The 17669-nt window shown below is 70.6% G+C and carries 12 protein-coding genes and 1 tRNA gene; 5 read left to right on the top strand and 8 right to left on the bottom strand.

Going from position 1 to position 17669, the window contains the following annotated elements; all coding sequences use genetic code 11:
• Positions 1-37: 37 nt before the first annotated feature.
• Complete coding sequence (polA, locus tag AC2AXK_RS05590; RefSeq protein ID WP_484344370.1) at positions 38-2752, bottom strand: DNA polymerase I; 2715 nt, start codon at positions 2750-2752, stop codon at positions 38-40.
• Between polA and AC2AXK_RS05585 the strand changes: the two genes are divergently transcribed.
• Positions 2751-3161: a hotdog fold thioesterase gene (locus AC2AXK_RS05585; RefSeq protein ID WP_484344369.1), complete on the top strand. Its 411-nt coding sequence runs from the start codon at positions 2751-2753 to the stop codon at positions 3159-3161. The genes polA and AC2AXK_RS05585 overlap by 2 nt on opposite strands.
• Here AC2AXK_RS05585 and AC2AXK_RS05580 read toward each other — a convergent pair.
• Entirely contained in the window at positions 3132-3818 is a 687-nt protein-coding gene (locus AC2AXK_RS05580) for an N-acetyltransferase family protein (RefSeq protein WP_484344368.1), read from the bottom strand. The genes AC2AXK_RS05585 and AC2AXK_RS05580 overlap by 30 nt on opposite strands.
• Before the next feature lie 99 nt (positions 3819-3917).
• Positions 3918-4616: an ANTAR domain-containing response regulator gene (locus tag AC2AXK_RS05575; protein WP_484344367.1), complete on the bottom strand. Its 699-nt coding sequence runs from the start codon at positions 4614-4616 to the stop codon at positions 3918-3920.
• 104 nt (positions 4617-4720) lie between these two features.
• Between AC2AXK_RS05575 and AC2AXK_RS05570 the strand changes: the two genes are divergently transcribed.
• The 3 genes from AC2AXK_RS05570 (at position 4721) to AC2AXK_RS05560 (ending at position 6715) form a co-directional block, all read left to right on the top strand.
• A tRNA-Leu gene (locus tag AC2AXK_RS05570) sits at positions 4721-4794 on the top strand.
• 397 nt (positions 4795-5191) lie between these two features.
• Positions 5192-5848 carry a M15 family metallopeptidase gene (locus tag AC2AXK_RS05565; RefSeq protein WP_484344366.1) on the top strand — a complete coding sequence of 219 codons (657 nt, stop codon included), beginning with the start codon at positions 5192-5194 and terminating at the stop codon, positions 5846-5848.
• A gap of 231 nt (positions 5849-6079) precedes the next feature.
• A complete protein-coding gene (locus AC2AXK_RS05560; protein WP_484344365.1) occupies positions 6080-6715 on the top strand; it encodes a M15 family metallopeptidase in 636 nt (211 codons plus the stop codon).
• Between the two features lie 10 nt (positions 6716-6725).
• On the opposite strand, the gene AC2AXK_RS05555 is transcribed toward AC2AXK_RS05560, so the two are convergent.
• Entirely contained in the window at positions 6726-7946 is a 1221-nt protein-coding gene (locus tag AC2AXK_RS05555; protein WP_484344364.1) for an NAD(P)/FAD-dependent oxidoreductase, read from the bottom strand.
• 46 nt (positions 7947-7992) lie between these two features.
• Positions 7993-8964: a hypothetical protein gene (locus tag AC2AXK_RS05550; RefSeq protein ID WP_484344363.1), complete on the bottom strand. Its 972-nt coding sequence runs from the start codon at positions 8962-8964 to the stop codon at positions 7993-7995.
• A gap of 215 nt (positions 8965-9179) precedes the next feature.
• Here AC2AXK_RS05550 and AC2AXK_RS05545 point away from each other — a divergent pair, with 215 nt between their 5' ends.
• Positions 9180-9965, top strand: a complete 786-nt coding sequence (locus tag AC2AXK_RS05545) for a metal-dependent hydrolase (protein ID WP_484344362.1) — start codon at positions 9180-9182, stop codon at positions 9963-9965.
• A 103-nt stretch (positions 9966-10068) separates the two neighbouring features.
• Here AC2AXK_RS05545 and pyk read toward each other — a convergent pair whose 3' ends face one another.
• The 3 genes from pyk to gltB form a co-directional block, all read right to left on the bottom strand.
• The gene (pyk, locus tag AC2AXK_RS05540) at positions 10069-11487 is read right to left on the bottom strand and encodes a pyruvate kinase (protein WP_484344361.1); all 1419 of its coding nucleotides are present in this window, start codon (positions 11485-11487) and stop codon (positions 10069-10071) included.
• Between the two features lie 86 nt (positions 11488-11573).
• Positions 11574-13040, bottom strand: a complete 1467-nt coding sequence (locus AC2AXK_RS05535) for a glutamate synthase subunit beta (RefSeq protein ID WP_484344360.1) — start codon at positions 13038-13040, stop codon at positions 11574-11576.
• Positions 13033-17607 (bottom strand): glutamate synthase large subunit, encoded by a 4575-nt coding sequence (gene gltB, locus AC2AXK_RS05530; RefSeq protein WP_484344359.1) that lies wholly within the window; start codon positions 17605-17607, stop codon positions 13033-13035. The genes AC2AXK_RS05535 and gltB overlap by 8 nt, the downstream gene beginning before the upstream one ends.
• Positions 17608-17669: the final 62 nt, after the last annotated feature.

Raw genomic sequence — 17669 nt, 5'->3', positions numbered from 1 at the left:
TTCAGCGCCCGGCGTCAGTTCAGCGCCCGGTGTCGGTTCAGTGCCCGGCGTCGTGCCAGCTCGCACCCACCCCGACCGAGACGTCCAGCGGGACGGACAGCTGCGCCGCGGAGCCCATCTGCTCCCGGACGAGGGCCTCGACCTGCGTACGCTCGCCCGGCGCCACCTCGAGCACGAGCTCGTCGTGCACCTGGAGCAGCATCCGTGAGCGCAGACCCTGGGCGCGCAGCTCGCGGTCGACGCCGAGCATCGCGACCTTGATGATGTCCGCGGCGCTCCCTTGGATGGGCGCGTTGAGCGCCATGCGTTCGGCCATCTCCCGGCGCTGCCGGTTGTCGCTCGTGAGGTCGGGGAGATACCGGCGACGACCCATGATCGTCGCCGTGTAGCCCGTCGCGCGTGCCTCGTCGACGACTCCCGTGAGGTACGTGCGCACGCCACCGAACCGGGAGAAGTAGTCGTCCATGAGCGCCGCGGCCTCGCCGACCGCGATGTCGAGCTGCTTCGACAGGCCGAACGAGGACAAGCCGTAGGCCAACCCGTAGGACATCGCCTTGATCTTCGAGCGCATCGCGCTCGTCACCTCGTCGGTCGGCACGCCGAACACCCGTGAGGCGACGTAGTTGTGCAGGTCCTCACCCGATCGGAACGCCTCGATGAGGCCCTCGTCGCCGGACAGGTGCGCCATGATCCGCATCTCGATCTGGCTGTAGTCGGCGGTGAGGAGGGTCTCGTACCCCTCCCCGACGACGAAGGCCTTGCGGACCCGTCGCCCTGCTTCGGTGCGGATGGGAATGTTCTGCAGGTTCGGCTCCGTCGAGCTCAACCGCCCGGTCGCCGCGATCGTCTGCTGGAAGCTCGTGTGGATGCGACCGTCGTCCGCGACGGACTTCAGCAGTCCCTCCACGGTCTGCCGCAGCCGCATGACGTCCCGGTGCGCGAGCAGGTGCTCGAGGAACGGGTGCGAGGTCTTGGCGAAGAGATCGGCGAGCGCAGCGGCGTCCGTCGTGTAGCCCGTCTTGATCTTCTTCGTCTTGGGCATCCCCAGCTGGTCGAAGAGGACCTCCTGCAGCTGCTTGGGTGAACCGAGGTTCACCTCGCGGCCGATGACCTCGTACGCCTGGCGCGCGGCCTCGGCCACGCCGTCGCTGAAGTGCTGCTCGAGCTCGCGGAGATAGTCGCTGTCGACGGCGATGCCGCGTGCCTCGGCGTGGGCGAGCACCTCCGACAGCGGCAGCTCGAGGTCGGTGAGCAGCGACGTCGCGTCCCTGTCGCGCAGGTCCCCGGCCAGCACCTCGGCCAGGTCGGTGAGCGCAGCCGCACGGACGGCGAGGCGCTCCGCCTCGCCCTGTCCGCCTTCGCTGAGGTCGAAGGCTCCCTGCGCGCCGGGACCCGGTTCGCTCACCCGGAGCTCACGGTGCAGGTGGCGGACGACCAGCTCTCCCAGGTCGTAGGTGCGCTGGTCGGGGTGGCACAGGTACGACGCCAGCTCGGTGTCGAACACGACGCCACGCAGGTCGTACCCGCGAGCAGCGAGTGCGTGCCACGCCGCCTTGCCCCCGTGGACCACCTTGGACGCGGCGGCGTCGGCCAGCCAGTCCCCCAGCGCCGCGTCGTCCTCCGGGGCGAGATCTGCGAGGTCGAGGACGACCGCGCCGCGCCGGGGATCTGCGACGGCGACCGACCACGCGTCGCCCGCGCCGGGGGTCGAGCGGCCCGCCACCTCGAGCCCGACGCCTTCCGCGGGCACCTCGGCCAGCCAGTCCCGCAGCCCACCCGGCGCGACGTCGAGCAGGACGACCTCGGGGGCCGGTTCCGCCTCACCCTCCGTGCTGGCGTCCTGCGCCGGGAGCATCGCGAACAACCGCTCCCGGAGCGTCCGGAACTGGAGCGCGTCGAAGACGCGGTGCATGGCCTCACGGTCCCACGGCTGCGCGCGCAGGTCGTCCGGCCCGAAGGGGAGCTCGATGTCGGTGAGGAGGTGGTTGAGCTGGCGGTTGAGCCGCACCTGGTCGAGGTGCGCGCGCAGCGACTCGCCGGCCTTGCCGGAGATCTCCGAGGAGCGCTCGAGGATCTCGTCGAGCGACCCGAACTGGTTGATCCACTTGGCCGCCGTCTTCGGCCCGACGCCCGGCACGCCGGGGAGGTTGTCGCTGGACTCCCCGACGAGCGCCGCGAGCTCCGGGTACTGACGTGCCTCCACGCCGTACTTCGTCCGCACGGCCTCTGGGGTCATCCGTGCGAGGTCGGAGACGCCCTTGACGGGGTAGAGGACGGTGACGTCGTCGGTGACGAACTGCAACGTGTCGCGGTCACCGGAGCAGACGAGCACCTCCATGCCGAGGCGCGCCGCCTGGGTCGTGAGCGTGGCGAGGATGTCGTCAGCCTCGAACATGTCCTTCTCGAGGTGCGGGATCCGCATCGACTCGAGAACTTCCTTGATGAGCGGCACCTGTCCCCGGAAGGGCTCGGGCGTGGCGTCCCGGGTGCCCTTGTACTGCGGGAACTGCTCGGTCCGGAAGGTGGTGCTGCCGGCGTCGAACGCGACGCCCACGTGGGTCGGGGCCTCGTCGCGGATGAGGTTCGCCAGCATCGAGATGAACCCGTGCACGGCGTTGGTCGGTTGACCGCTCGTCGTGGAGAACTTGTCCACGGGGAGCGCGAAGAACGCCCGGAAGGCCATCGAGTGGCCGTCGATCAGCAGGAGCCTGGGTCGCGCGATGTCCGTCACACCTGCAAACCTATCCCCCATGGCTGACATCGACAGAACCGACGCCCTCACCGAGTCCGCCCGCGGCACCCTCATCGAACGGATGGGCATCGAGCTCCTCGAGGCCACGGCGTCGCGCGTCGTGGGAACGATGCCCGTCGAGGGCAACACGCAGCCGGCGGGCCTCCTGCACGGCGGCGCGAGCGTCGTCCTCGCCGAGACGCTCGGTTCCTTCGCGGCACAGCTGCACGCGGGACCGGGCCGCAACGCCGTCGGGATCGAGGTGAGCGCCACACATCACCGCGCCGCGACCGCGGGCGTGGTGACCGGCACAGCGTCGGCGCTGCACCGGGGCCGCACGACCGCGAGCTACGAGATCGTCATCGAGGACGAGGCCGGGCGACGTGTGTGTACCGCACGCCTAACCTGTCTGGTGCTGACCCCTGGATAGCGGAGCGTTGCCGGAGTCGGACGACGTGTCCTGCCCCTGAGCACCGGCGAGTCCTGCCTGGAAGCTCCGCAGGTCGACGGGTCCGCTGTGCGTCTCGATGCGGGCCTTGCGCCGGCGGGCGATGAGATCCTCGATCCCGCGCACCTGTCGGCGCGAGCCTGCGGTGTCGAGCGCGAGCTTGCGCTGCAGCACCGAGGTGGCCACGACGCGGTGACCGGCAGCGGGCGCGAACCCGAGCCGCGCGAGGAACCGCTGCATGCCACGCGAGCCGGGCAGGGGCACCGAGTAGACGTCCGGCGCGCCGATCGACGCCGCCAGGTCGCCGGCTGCGGTGAGCAGCGCATGGCCTGCGCCACGGCGCCGGAAGTCCTGCGAGACGTAGATGGCCTCGATGTACACCGACGGCTCGTCGTTGAAGACGTTGGGGTCGAGGACGCGCAGCAAGAGGAACCCGACCGGCTCCTCCTCGTGGAGGGCGACGAGCACCTTGCCGCCCGGAACGCTCGTCAGCGCGGCGAGCTGGCGGACCAGCCGCTCCTCGTCGCTCACGCACAGCTGGATGCCCGTCGCCGACTCGCGGCGTGCGGCGGTGCACAGCCGGGCGACCGCAGGGAGATCGGCAGCCACGGCGGGCCGTACGTCGACCAACGCTCGCATCTCAGATCCCTTTCGTCGTGGTGCGTTCGGGCCTTCCGCTTCTTCCCAGGTTCCTCCCCGAGGGCAGCGAGGTCAACCAGTGTGCACGGAGGGCTTCGGTCAGGCTCCGCCGACCTGCTCGATGACCGCGTCGGCCACCTCACGCATCGTCAGGCGTCGATCCATCGAGGTCTTCTGGATCCACCGGAACGAGTCCGGCTCGCTCAGACCCATCTTCGTCATGAGCAGACCCTTCGCCCTGTCCACCCGCTTGCGGGTCTCGAACCGTTCCGCCAGGTCCGCGACCTCGGCCTCGAGCGCGCTGATCTGCGAGTAGCGAGAGATCGCGATCTCGACCGCCGGCAGCAGATCAGCCGGGCTGAACGGCTTGACGACGTACGCCATGGCACCCGCGTCGCGGGCGCGCTCGACGAGCTCGGTCTGCGAGAACGCCGTGAGCAGCACGACGGGCGCCACGTGCGCCTTGCCGATCCGCTCGGCTGCGGAGATACCGTCGAGCTCCGGCATCTTCACGTCCATGATGACGACATCAGGCTTGAGCTCCATCGCGAGGCGGACCGCGGTCTCCCCGTCACCGGCCTCCCCGACGACGTCGTAGCCGGCCTCGCGGAGCGTCTCGACGACGTCCATCCGGATGAGGGCCTCGTCCTCAGCGACCACGGCTCGACGCGCCCGCCGCGCTGCCGCGGGCGGCGCCTGTGCTTCAGCGTCCACGGCGACCTCGACCGGCTCGAGGAGCGGCGGGAGGTCGAGCGGGATCTTGCCTTCGGGCGCGTCGTTGTCGGTCACACCGCACATCGTAGTGCGTACCGGGGGCGCCTTGTCCCGTGCTGTCCACATGCCGTGCGTACCCGACGGCGACGATGTGGTTTCATTGTCGGGCACTCGTTGCGGCGCGACCGGCCCCGGTAGCCCAACCGGCAGAGGCGTTCGGCTCAAACCCGATCCAGTGTGGGTTCGAATCCCACCCGGGGCACTCCATGTCGATAGATGTCAGCTCCTTCGCGACGTGAACCTTCCGGTCACGGGCTTACATCGCGCGCATCTCCTTCATCTCGGATGCATCGCCGGCAACTACGCAGGCGAGGTCTACTCACGACGCTGGTCAGCAGCGGGTGCAGCGCGGTGCCCCTCGCACGGCCCCGTCATCAGCGATGGCGTGCCGACCGAGGCCTCGCCGATGCGCCGCACGGCCACGCGCAGTGGTGAGAGGGCGGGTGAACGTCGCCGCAAGGGTTCAGTTCTCTCGCTCCGCGCCGATAGTGGTCCGGGGAGAGACGGGAGACCACGGTCACGCACGGCCCGCCATGACCCCCGCAGGGGTTGCACACGCCTGGACCCGCGCCGCACCGTCCGGAAGGACCCACCGCACCATGAGCACCGCCGCACGGATCATGACGAGCCTCTCGTTGGCCACTGCCCTCGCGGTGCTGTCGACGGTGCCTGCGTCTGCTGAGCCGCTCGCCTCCCAGGACGAGACTGGTCCGCGTGCGAGCCGTGCAGTCACGGTGGCTCCCGACGCCCTGTGGAGCATCGAGGTGACCACGCTCGCCGTCACTCCCGCGCCTCCCCCGCCGCAGCCGGTGCGTCGCCAGACGCCGGAGCAGATCGCCACCGCCCGCGCCAAGGTCGCCGCCACGTACCCCAACGGCACGATCCCCGAGGACGCCCTGTGCGAGCTGTCCTTCGCGCGCGGACAGCTCTTGCGCTGCGACGCTGACCTGGCCCTGGAGAACGCTCGCGCGGCAGGGATGCCCGTCTCGTCGATGTCCGACTCCTACCGGTCCCTCGAGGGCCAGGTGTCCATCGCCGAGAGCAAGCCCACGCTCGCCGCGGTGCCCGGGACGAGCAAGCACGGCCTCGGCCTGGCGATCGACGTCTCCGGCCCGATGCAGGCGTGGCTCCACGAGCACGGGACCGAGTACGGGTGGGTCAACCCCGACTGGGCGAAGACGGCGAAGTTCGAGCCGTGGCACTTCGAGTACGTCGGTCTGGACGACGACGCACGGACGAGCTCACGCGCACGGTGATCCGCGCCCGCTGACCGTCTCATGTCGTCCTCGGCGCTCGAGTGGCGGAGTGGGGTTTCACGGCTCAGGCTGCTACAGGGGATGTCGCACGTGCTCGCGGACGGGTCCGCCCGCCGAGAGGCACGCAGGAGTGCCGAGTCAGCGTTGACCCCACGTCCGGTCACCAGTGCGCCGCGCGCTCCGAAAGGGCCCCACGACACGATGCGCATCACTTCACGGATCATCGCGGGCATGTCGTCAGCTGCCGTCTTCTCCGTGCTTGCGACAACGCCGAGCGTCGGCCTGCACCGCGACGACCTGCCACCGCCCTCCGCCGGCTCGCCGGTCACCGCCGCTCCCGACGCGCCGTGGAGCATCGAGGTCACGGACCTCGCGGTCACGCCCGCTCCCCCGCCGCCCCCGCCTCCCCCGCCGGCACCGACGCCCCTGGAGATCGCGACGAGGCAGGCGAAGGTCGCGGCGACCTACCCCAACGGCACGATCCCCGAGGATGCCCTCTGCGAGCTGTCCTTCGCGCCCGAGCACCTGCTGCGCTGCGACGCGGACCTCGCGCTCGAGGACGCGCGCGCTGCCGGCATGCCGGTCTCGTCGATCTCTGACTCGTACCGGTCCCTCCAGGGCCAGGTCGCCGTCGCCGCGAGCAAGCCGGGCCTGGCGGCGGCCCCGGGGACCAGCCAGCACGGCTTCGGTCTCGCGATCGATGTCTCTGGTCGGATGCAGGCGTGGTTGCACGAGCACGGCGCCGAGTACGGGTGGGTGAACCCGCGGTGGGCCAAGACGGCGAAGTTCGAGCCGTGGCACTTCGAGTACGTCGGCCTCGACGACGCTGCGCCACTGACTGAGCCCGGACGCCACTCAGACGATTGAGAGGCGCGCCTCAGGACACCTTGCCCTGCAGCAGCCGCCGGAAGTACACCTGCGGCTCGACGAACCGGTCGAGCACCCAGGTGCTCAGGCGCGGCCTCACGAGGTCCAGGAACGGCACCGAGGGTTGGGGCCGCCCGTCCCGGTCGAACTCGGCGAGGAGCAGGCGACGACGAGCCGTGGTGACAGGGGCGATGGAGTACCCGTCGTACGCGCGCATCGGCACGCCGGTCCGTCGCGCTGCGATGTTCCGCGCGACGACAGGCACCTGCTTGCGGAGCGCTCCCCCGGACGGCATGGCGTCGAGCTCCGCGACGTCACCCAGCCCCCACACCCTCGGGTACGCCGGGCTCTGCAGCGTGCGTGGGTCGACCCGGAAGAAGCCACCGCGGCGTGTGGTCGCCAAGCCGCTGGCCGCGACCCATGCGGGCGCGCGGTGCGGTGGCGCCAGGTACAGCGCGTCGTACGCGAGTGTGCTCCGGGTGCTCCCGTCCCCGCCACTCGCGGGACCGGACAGCTCCTCGATCTCCAGGCTCCTGGAGGCCGGCGCGATGGAACGCACGGTCACGCCGAGCCGGACCCGCACGCCTTGCTCAGCAGCCTGAGACCGGAGGATCCGGTCGGCACGGGCGTGGTCGACCAGCCGGTCCGCCTCGACGACGAGCTCGACCTCGATGGAATCCCGCACCCCCTCGCGTCGCCAGTGCTCGAGCGCCATGAACAGGGGTTTGAGAGCGACGGGCGCGCACGGCACGTGCTGGTCCGACACGGCGAACACCGCGCGCCCACGACGGAGCGCCGCGAGCATCGTCCAGGTGTCGACGGCCGAGTCGGGGAGATAGCTCGTGGCTGCGTGCGGTGTCGCCACGGCGGCTTCCGCACCCGGCCACGCGTCCCAGTCGACCTCAGATCCCGGGCACACAGCGAGGTCGACATACTCGATCTCGTCTCCACCGGCGAGCTGCACGACCGACCGCTCCGGGTCGAGCGCGACCACCACGTCGGGATACCAGCGCACCCCAGCGGGCGTGACACGCGCCTGCGGGCGCCGGAGCTCCTCGAGCGTCGCCTCCCCGCCCGCCACGTACGAGAGCATGGGCCGGTACTGGTGGACCTGCGCGGGTTCGATCACGGCGACGTCCTTGGCTCCGTCCCGCACAAGTCGCCCGGCCAGGGACAAGCCGGCGTTGCCGCCGCCGATGATGACGACGTCATGGTGCCTGCGGGTACCCATGGTCGCTCCGGGGCTCGTCGGTCGGGCGTACTCACCTCCCTGCACGCTACGCGCGGTCCACGTCCTGCGCGCGGCCTGTGAGGGTGCCCGCCTCGTCTCGTGCACGACGCACCTGCGCGTCGGCACGCTCGACCTTCCGAGCGGCCGCGTCGCGCATCTCACGCGCCGTGCGCGCGTCGGTGGTCGCCCGTTCCGCGCTCATCTCGACCCGGCGGAGCTCCTCGCGGAGCTCGGCCGTACGCTCACCCAGACGCCGTCGTTCGCTGTCGGCCGCGTCGAGCCTCTCCTCCGCACGCTCGAGCTCGGACCTGGCGCCGCCGGCGACCTTCTCCGCTCGGGCCAGCACGGCCGCGGCCTCCCTGCGTGCTGCCGTCCGACGCGCCTCCTCCCGGCGCTGAGTGGCACGCTCCTCGGCCGTGGATCCACCGGTCGCCCCCCGTCGTCGGGTGCCCTGGCCCACCTGCCGTTCGCCGGACACCCGAGGTGCGGTCCGCTGCGCTCCTGCCAACGAGACACCGGGCGCAGCCAGCGCTCCGTCGAGGTCGACGGGACCCCACCCGACGTTCTCGAGGTCGACGACGAGCCGACCCGAGCACACGGCATCCGACGCGCCCGGATCGGCCAGCGCAGCCCCCAGCGTGCTCTCGAGTGCCAGCGCCACAGCGGCGCCGAACCGCCGTCCGTCGGCCACCACGAGCTCCTCCGCCCTGCGACGGAACGCCGCATAGACCTCGTGCCGGCGCGCGGTCGCCCGGCGCAGCGCCGCACTGTCCCCCGCCTCCTGCGCGGCGCGGAGCTCCGTCCCGAGGCGACGCACGTCGTCGAGCAGGTCTGGCTGCTGCCGGACGATCTGGTTGAGGGCCCACGCGGCCTGAGACGGCTTGCGCAACCCTCGGACCTGCGCGGCGACCTCAGGGTCACCGTCCGCTCGGGCCTGCTTCTCCAGCCGCGTGCGAGCCGCGACGAACCCGGCCAACGGCGCACCGTACAGCTCGTCAGCAGCAGTCGTGAGGTCCACCTCGGCCTCTCCGTCCGGTCGTCGTGGTCAGTGTTGACCCCGGTCACGCTACCCGGGTCCGTCCGACGGAGGGCAGTGTCGGCACCTGGAGGTAGCGTGCCTCCTCGCAGTCCCGGAGCAGGTCAGGGGCGCGTCGGCGTGCTGTCCGGCCGCCCGCGCCGGGACGCCGAACGCCCGTCGGGCCTTCGCACGCACCGACGAGAGGTCAGCAGACGATGATGGGCGCGCACCATGCCGTGACGGGATCAGCGGCGTGGGTGGCCGTCGCCGGGACGGGTCCGCTCATGCTCGGGTGGTACCCGGTGTCGGCCTCGGGTCTGCTCGTCGGGTCCGTCGTCTGCGCCGGCGCCGCGATGCTGCCCGACGCCGACCACCACTCAGGGACCATCGCGACGTCGTTGCCGCCCTTGTCGAAGGTTGTCACGCGGGCCGTCGCGCACATCTCCGGCGGTCACCGACGGGGAACCCACGGCGTGCTGGCCGTGGCGGCCGCTGTCGGTCTCGCGACCCTTGCGGGCCTCGTCGGCCTGGAGACCGCGACCTACGGGCGGGTGGCGCTCGGCGCAGGAGTGCTCTCGTTGCTCCTCGTGGCCTACGCGGCACGCGTGCTGCACCTCACCGACGGCAGCTCATGGGTGCGGTCGTGGCTCATCGCGCTGAGCGTCTCGGCGCTCGTGACGATCCATGCCCCTCACGAGTGGGAGTGGCTGCCGGTCGCGGTCGGCATCGGTGTCGCCGTGCACATCGTGGGTGACATGCTCACGACCGGTGGGGTACCGCTCCTGTGGCCGTGGACACCGAAGCCTCCGCGGTGGTGGCGCCGCACACCCGTCCTCAACGACGTCTGGCGCAGCAACGGGTGCCTCGCGCTACCACTCCTCGGGAACACAGGGTCCCGACGGGAATGGGCCTTCGCCGTGCCCGTGACCCTCTACGCGACCTACGGGTTCTGCGTCGGGGTCGTGGGGCTCGTCGAGGGAGTGGCGCTCAGCGCTCTCTGATACGCGGACCTGCCGATCCGTCTGCGGGCGGCACGAGCCTGGGAACGACGACACCCCCTGTCCCGGACGGGACAGGGGGTGTCGTCATGCGGTGACGAGAGGGTCAGACCTCTTCGCCGATGCGGTGCACGAGGATCGAGTTCGTCGTGCCCGAGACGCCGACCGGAGCACCGGAGACGACGACCACGAGGTCACCGTTCTCGGCGAGACCGTTGGCACGGAGCGTGACGTCGACCTGGCGGACCATCGCGTCCGTGCTCTCGACCGAGGGCACCTCGTACGTCTGCGCGCCCCACGTGAGGGACAGGACGTTGCGGACCGCGGCGCTCGGCGTGAACGCCAGCAGCGGGAGTGCGGAACGCAGGCGGGACATGCGACGGGCGGAGTCACCGGACTGCGTGAACGTCACGAGGTACTTGACGCCGAGGATCTCACCGATCTCCGCAGCGGCGCGGGTGATCGCTCCACCGCGGGTGTGCGGCGTCGAGCCGAGGGGCGCGATGCGCTCGCGGCCGTGCTCCTCGGTGCTCTCGATGATGCGCGCCATCGTGCGGACGGCCTCGAGCGGGTAGTCGCCGACGCTCGTCTCACCCGAGAGCATGACCGCGTCCGCACCGTCGAGCACGGCGTTGGCGCAGTCGGACGCCTCGGCGCGCGTAGGACGCGGCGCCGTGATCATCGACTCGAGGACCTGGGTCGCGACGATGACGGGCTTCGCGGCCCGGCGAGCGAGCTCGACGGCACGCTTCTGCACGAGGGGCACCTGCTCGAGCGGCAGCTCGACGCCGAGGTCACCACGGGCCACCATGATGCCGTCGAACGCATCGATGATCTCGACGAGGTTCTCGACCGCCTGCGGCTTCTCGATCTTCGCGATGACGGGGAGGACACGGCCCTCCTCCTCCATGATGCGGCGGACGTCCGCGTAGTCATCGGCGCTGCGCACGAAGGACAGGGCGATGATGTCGGCGCCGAGGCGCACGGCCCAGCGGAGGTCGGACTCGTCCTTGTCGGACATCGCCGGCACGGAGACGGCGACACCGGGCAGGTTGAGGCCCTTGTTGTTGGAGACGGGTCCACCGACCTCGACGCGGGTGACGACGCGCGGGCCCTCGACGGCGGTGATGCGCACGAGCACCCGGCCGTCGTCGATGAGGATGGGGTCGCCGACGCGAGCGTCGTTGGGCAGGCCCTTGTGGGTCGTGGAGCACAGCTCCTTGGTCCCGACGACGTCCTCGGTGGTGATGGTGAAGGTGTCGCCGACGTTCAGCCACTGCTTCTCGTCATTCGCGAACCGCCCGAGGCGGATCTTCGGTCCTTGGAGGTCGACGAGGACGGCGACGGAACGGCCCGAGGCCTTCGCTGCCGCACGGACGTTGTGGTAAACCGCCTCGTGCTCGTCGGCCTCGCCGTGGCTCCGGTTGATCCGGGCGACGTCCATCCCGGCGTCGACCAGATCCTGGAGCTGCTCCGGGGATGCGGTGACGGGTCCGATGGTGCAAACGATCTTTGCTCTGCGCATAGCTCCAGCCTAGTTGCTCGTGTGTGTCGTGCTGTCGGGAAAATCGTGGTGCTCGTCCCGCAGCAGCGCCGCCCGGGACCGTGACGTCACGGGCGCAGGGCCACGGTGTCCGCCTTGATCGGAGCAGGGAGCTCGGTCGTCCCCTGCAGGTATGCATCTACCGTAGCGGCAGCGGCCCGCCCCTCGGCGATCGCCCAGACGATGAGCGACTGTCCGCGACCGGCATCACCCGCGACGAACACTCCGGGGAGCGGCGACGCGAAGTCGCCGTCGCGCGCGAAGAGCCCACGCGGTGTGAGCTCGATGCCGGACTGCTCGACGATGGTGTGCGTCTCCGGGCCGGTGAAACCCATGGCGATGAGGACGAGGTCGGCCGGGATGATCCGCTCGGTCCCCTCCTTCGGCACGCGGCGCCCGTCAGGCAGGTATTCGGTGGTGGCGACCTTGAGCGCGGTGACGTTCCCGTCCTCGTCGCCGAGGAACTCGACGGTCGAGGCGAGGTAGTCGCGCTCACCGCCCTCCGCGTGGGAGCTCGACACCTCGAACAGGACGGGGTCGGTGGGCCACGGCGCGGACGCCGGCCGCTCCTCCGGCGGACGCTTGCCGATCGCCAAGGTCGTCACGGAGGCGGCGTGCTGACGCAGCGACGTCCCGATGCAGTCTGACCCGGTGTCCCCGCCACCGATGACGATGACGTGCTTGCCGGTCGCGAGGATCTGGTCCTCGACGGTCTTGCCGGCCACGACGGCGTTCGCCTGGTGCAGGAAGTCCATCGCGACGTGGATGCCGGCGAGGTCGTTACCGGGGATCTGGAGCGCCCGCGGGACGGTCGCACCCGTGGCGAGGACGACGGCGTCGAACCGGGATCGCAGCTCGTCCCACGTGATGTCCACACCGATCTCGGTGCTCGGGCGGAAGCGTGTGCCCTCGGCCTTCATCTGCTCCAGACGACGGTCGACGTGCACCTTCTCCAGCTTGAAGTCGGGGATCCCGTACCGCAGGAGGCCACCGATCTCGTCGTCGCGCTCGTAGACGGCCACGGTGTGACCGGCCCGCGTGAGCTGCTGCGCCGCGGCCAGCCCGGCTGGTCCGGACCCGACGACCGCGACGGTCTTGCCCGTGAGGCGCTGCGGGACGACCGGCGTGACGTAGCCACGGGCGAACGCCTCGTCGATGATCGTGACCTCGATGTTCTTGATGGTCACGGGCGGCTGGTTGATCCCGAGCACGCAGCTCGACTCGCACGGCGCGGGGCACACCCGACCGGTGAACTCCGGGAAGTTGTTCGTCGCGTGCAGGCGCGCGATCGCGTCCTCCCAGTGGTCGAGCCGGGAGAGGTCGTTCCAGTCCGGGATGAGGTTGCCGAGCGGGCACCCCTGGTGGCAGAACGGGATGCCACAGTCCATGCAGCGGCTGGCCTGCACCCGGACGATCGCCGCGTTGTCGACGCGGCTGTCCCGGACCTCTTTCCAGTCCATGAGCCGGACCGGCACGGGGCGGTACGGCGGGAGCTCGCGCTCCCGCACCTTCAAGAATCCGCGTGGGTCAGCCACGGGCCACCTCCAAGATCTCCTCCCACGTCCCCGGGGCGGACAGGTCGATACCGTCCGCCTCCGCCTGGGACAGGGCTCGTCGGATACGTGCGTACTCCGCGGGCAGCACCCGGGTGAACCGGGCGAGGGCAGCGGGCAGGTCCTGGAGGAGCTGGGCGGCGACGACCGACTCGGTCTCCTCGTGGTGCCGGCGGATGAGCTGCTCGACGATCACGGCGTCCTCGGCATCCAGCGGGGTGAGCGACAGCTCACCCGTCGTGGCTGCCGCGACGTTGAGCGCCTTGTCCCGCAGGTCGAGGACGTAGGCCGTCCCGCCGGACATCCCGGCGCCGAAGTTCCGGCCCGTGCGCCCGAGCACGAGCACGGTCCCACCGGTCATGTACTCGCACCCGTGGTCCCCCACTCCCTCGACCACGAGGGTGGCGCCGGAGTTGCGGACACCGAACCGCTCGCCGACCTGACCGCTGAGGAAGATCTCCCCCGACGTCGCGCCGTAGCCGATGACGTTCCCGGCGATGACGTTGCTCGACCCCGAGAGCACCGCTGCACGGTCCGGGCGCACGATGATGCGTCCGCCGGAGAGCCCCTTGCCCACGTAGTCGTTCGCGTCGCCGAAGAGGCGGAGCGTGATCCCCCGCGGCAGGAACGCGCCGAGGGACTGACCGGCCGATCCCGTGAGGGTCACGTCGATCGTGTCGTCCGGGAGACCCTCGCCGGCGTACCGCTTGGTCACCTCGTGGCCGAGCATGGTGCCGACCGTCCGGTTGACGTTGCGCACCGGTACGGAGATCCGCACCGGCTCGCGCTGGTCCAGCGCCTCGCGCGCCAGGTCGATGAGCCGGTTGTCGAGCGCCTTGTCGAGCCCGTGGTCCTGAGTCGTGGTGTTGCGCAGGGACGAGCCGGGCACCGGCTGGGGCACATCGAGGACAGGGAGCAGGTCGAGCCCCTGCGCCTTCCAGTGATCCACCGCGCGCCGGGTGTCGAGCGCCTGCACGTGGCCGACGGCCTCCTCGATGCTCCGGAAGCCCAGGGCGGCCAGGTGCTCACGCACCTCTTCAGCGATGAACTCGAAGAAGTTCACGACGAACTCCGGCTTGCCGGTGAACCGCGCCCGGAGCTCGGGGTTCTGCGTGGCGACACCGACCGGGCACGTGTCCAGGTGGCACACGCGCATCATGATGCAGCCGGACACCACCATGGGGGCGGTCGCGAAACCGAACTCCTCGGCGCCCAGCAGGGTCGCCACGACGACGTCGCGTCCGGTCTTCATCTGTCCGTCGACCTGCACGACGATGCGGTCCCGCAGGTTGTTGAGCACGAGCGTCTGCTGGGTCTCGGCGAGGCCGATCTCCCAGGGGGTCCCCGCGTGCTTGAGCGACGTCAGCGGGCTCGCGCCGGTACCGCCGTCGTGACCGGAGATGAGCACGACGTCGGCGAACGCCTTGGACACGCCCGTGGCGACCGTGCCGACGCCGAACTCGGAGACGAGCTTGACGTGGATTCGGGCGTCCGGGTTCGCGTTCTTCGCGTCGTGGATGAGCTGTGCGAGGTCCTCGATCGAGTAGATGTCGTGGTGCGGAGGGGGCGAGATGAGGCCCACGCCCGGCGTCGAGTGCCGGGTCTTCGCGATCCACGGGTACACCTTGTGGCCGGGCAGCTGGCCGCCCTCGCCGGGCTTGGCACCCTGGGCGAGCTTGATCTGGATGTCGTCCGCGAACGTGAGGTACTCGGACGTCACCCCGAACCGGCCGGATGCGATCTGCTTGACGCGGCTGCGCCGCTCCGGGTCGTGGAGCCGCTCGGAGTCCTCGCCGCCCTCGCCGGTGTTCGACCGCCCACCGAGCCGGTTCATGGCGATCGCGAGGGTCTCGTGCGTCTCGGCGGAGATCGACCCGTAGGACATCGCCCCGGTGTTGAACCGCTTGACGATCTCGGAGACGGGCTCGACCTCGTCGAGGGGCACCGGCTCGCGGTCGGGCGCGAACTCGAGCAGACCGCGCAGGGTCATGAGCCGCTCGGCCTGGTCGTCCACCCGCTTCGTGTACTCACGGAAGACGTCGAACTGACGCGTACGGGTCGAGTGCTGCAGCCGGAAGACGGTCTCGGGGTCGAAGAGGTGCTCCTCGCCGTCCCTGCGCCACTGGTACTCCCCGCCCGAGCTCAGGCGCTGGTGCGCCTGGAGGTTCTCGGACGCCGGGTACGCCTCGGCGTGCCGGGCGGCCACCTCGGCGGCGAGGACGTCGAGCCCGACGCCGCTCAGCCGGCTCGTCGTCCCCGAGAAGTAGTCGGCGACGAGGTCGTGGGACAAGCCGATGGCCTCGAAGACCTGGGCTCCTCGGTAGGAGGACATCGTCGAGATGCCCATCTTGCTCATGACCTTGAGGACACCCTTGCCGAGGGCCTTGATGAGGTGCGTGACGGCGGTCGCCGGGTCGACGTCGAGGAATCCGCGCTTGGCGAGGTCCTCGACGGTCTCCATGGCGAGGTACGGGTTGACCGCGGCCGCGCCGTAGCCGATGAGCAGCGCGACGTGGTGGACCTCCCGCACGTCACCCGCCTCGACGACGATGGAGACCTGGGTGCGGGTGTGCTTCCGCAGCAGGTGGTGGTGCACCGCCGAGACGAGCAGGAGCGACGGGATCGGGGCGAGCTCGTGGGTGGAGTCGCGGTCCGAGAGCACGATGAAGCTCGTGCCGGAGTCCACTGCCGTGTCCACCTGCTCGAAGATCTCGTCGAGCCGTTCCTTGAGCGCCGCACCGCCGCCGGTCACGGGGTAGAGCCCGCGGACGGTCGTCGCGGTGAAGACGCCGCCCAGCTTGGGCGCCTTGTGGATGTGGATGATCTTCGCGAGCTCGTCGTTGTCGATCACCGGGAACGCGAGCTGCACCTTCCGAGCGTGCTCGGGTGTGTCCGACAGGAGGTTCGGCTCCGGTCCGATCGCTCCGCCGATCGCGGTGACGAGCTCCTCCCGGATCGCGTCGAGCGGCGGGTTCGTCACCTGGGCGAACATCTGCGTGAAGTAGTCGAAGAGCAGGCGCGGACGGCTGGACAGCACCGCGACGGGCGTGTCGGTGCCCATGGCGCCGAGCGGCTCGGCCCCGGCGTTGGCCATCGGGGTGAGGATGATCTTGAGCTCTTCCTCCGTGTACCCGAAGGTCCGCTGCCGACGCTGCACCGACGCGGGACTGTGCACGACGTGCTCGCGGTCCGGGAGCTCGGCGAGGAGCACCTGGTTCTCCTCGACCCACTGGGCGTAGGGGCGCTGCGCGGCGAGCTGGGACTTCACCTCGTCGTCGGAGACGATCCTGCCCTTGTCGGTGTCCACGAGGAACATCCGACCGGGCTCGAGGCGCCCCTTCTTGACGATCGTCGCCGGGTCGATGTCCAGGACACCAGCCTCGCTCGCGAGCACGACGAGCCCGTCCTCGGTGACCCAGTACCGCCCAGGCCGGAGGCCGTTGCGGTCGAGGACCGCACCGATGAGGGTGCCGTCCGTGAACGTCAGGCACGCGGGGCCGTCCCACGCCTCGATGAGGTTGGCGTGGTACTCGTAGAACGCGCGCCGCTCGGGGCTCATCTCGGTGTGGTTCTCCCACGCCTCGGGCACCATCATGAGCACCGCGTGCGGCAGCGAGCGGCCGCCGAGGTGGAGCAGCTCGAGCACCTCGTCGAACGATGCCGAGTCGCTCGCGCCGTCCGAGCAGATGGGCAGCAGCGGCGTCATGTCACCGAGGAGGTCGCTGGCGAGCTTGCCCTGCCGCGCGGCCATCCAGTTGCGGTTGCCGCGGACGGTGTTGATCTCGCCGTTGTGCGCGATGAGCCGGAACGGCTGGGCGAGGGGCCACGAGGGGAACGTGTTCGTGGAGAACCGGGAGTGCACGAGCGCGATCTCGCTCGCGTACCGGGGGTCGGACAGGTCGGGGAAGAACGGCTCGAGCTGGGCTGTCGTGAGCATGCCCTTGTAGGTCAGGGTCCGCGAGGACAGGGACGCGAAGAACACGCCCACCTCCCGCTCCGCGCGCTTGCGCAGCCGGAACGTCAGCCGGTCGAGCTCGATGCCCGACACCTCGCGGGAGGGCGCAGCGACGACGAGCTGGCGGAAGGTCGGCATCGCAGCGCGTGCGCTCGGTCCGACGAGGCCCGCCGTGACAGGCACGTCGCGCCAGGCGAGGACGTCGAGCTTCTCCTCCGTGGCGATGGCGTCGACAGCGCGGGCGGCCGCGTCGGCCTCGGCGGGGTCCTGGGGAAGGAACGCCATGCCGATCGCGTAGGCACCCGACGGCGGGAGGTCGGCCGAGACCACGTCGCGGATGAACGCGTCGGGGATCTGGGTGAGGATGCCGGCGCCGTCGCCGCTGTTCTCCTCTGCGCCCACGGCACCGCGGTGGTCGAGGTTGAGCAGCGCGGTCAGCCCGGCATCGACGATGTCCCTGCCCGGTGTCCCACGAAGGGTGGCGACGAATGCCACGCCGCAGGCGTCGTGCTCGGCTCGCGGGTCGTACAGGCCCTGGGCGGATGGCGCATTGGCCTTCGCGGAGCTGGTCGCACTCTGCTGCAGCGAGGTCATATGCACCGTCCTCACGGAGAGCCCAGGCAACTTGACCCGGGCTTGACTGAATATGGGGGTTG

Source organism: Sanguibacter sp. Z6_81 (assembly GCF_057180625.1).
The sequence above is the reverse complement of the archived record's forward strand: the minus strand, read 5'-3'. Positions and strand labels throughout refer to the sequence as shown.

What these genes read in the sequence shown, in the direction of transcription:
- AC2AXK_RS05585 (WP_484344369.1), top strand. Translation starts at nt 2,751, where the DNA reads ATGGCTGACATCGACAGAACCGACGCCCTCACCGAGTCCGCCCGCGGC.
- polA (WP_484344370.1), bottom strand. Translation starts at nt 2,752, where the DNA reads ATGGGGGATAGGTTTGCAGGTGTGACGGACATCGCGCGACCCAGGCTC.
- AC2AXK_RS05580 (WP_484344368.1), bottom strand. Translation starts at nt 3,818, where the DNA reads ATGCGAGCGTTGGTCGACGTACGGCCCGCCGTGGCTGCCGATCTCCCT.
- AC2AXK_RS05575 (WP_484344367.1), bottom strand. Translation starts at nt 4,616, where the DNA reads ATGTGCGGTGTGACCGACAACGACGCGCCCGAAGGCAAGATCCCGCTC.
- AC2AXK_RS05565 (WP_484344366.1), top strand. Translation starts at nt 5,192, where the DNA reads ATGAGCACCGCCGCACGGATCATGACGAGCCTCTCGTTGGCCACTGCC.
- AC2AXK_RS05560 (WP_484344365.1), top strand. Translation starts at nt 6,080, where the DNA reads ATGTCGTCAGCTGCCGTCTTCTCCGTGCTTGCGACAACGCCGAGCGTC.
- AC2AXK_RS05555 (WP_484344364.1), bottom strand. Translation starts at nt 7,946, where the DNA reads ATGGGTACCCGCAGGCACCATGACGTCGTCATCATCGGCGGCGGCAAC.
- AC2AXK_RS05545 (WP_484344362.1), top strand. Translation starts at nt 9,180, where the DNA reads ATGATGGGCGCGCACCATGCCGTGACGGGATCAGCGGCGTGGGTGGCC.
- pyk (WP_484344361.1), bottom strand. Translation starts at nt 11,487, where the DNA reads ATGCGCAGAGCAAAGATCGTTTGCACCATCGGACCCGTCACCGCATCC.
- gltB (WP_484344359.1), bottom strand. Translation starts at nt 17,607, where the DNA reads ATGACCTCGCTGCAGCAGAGTGCGACCAGCTCCGCGAAGGCCAATGCG.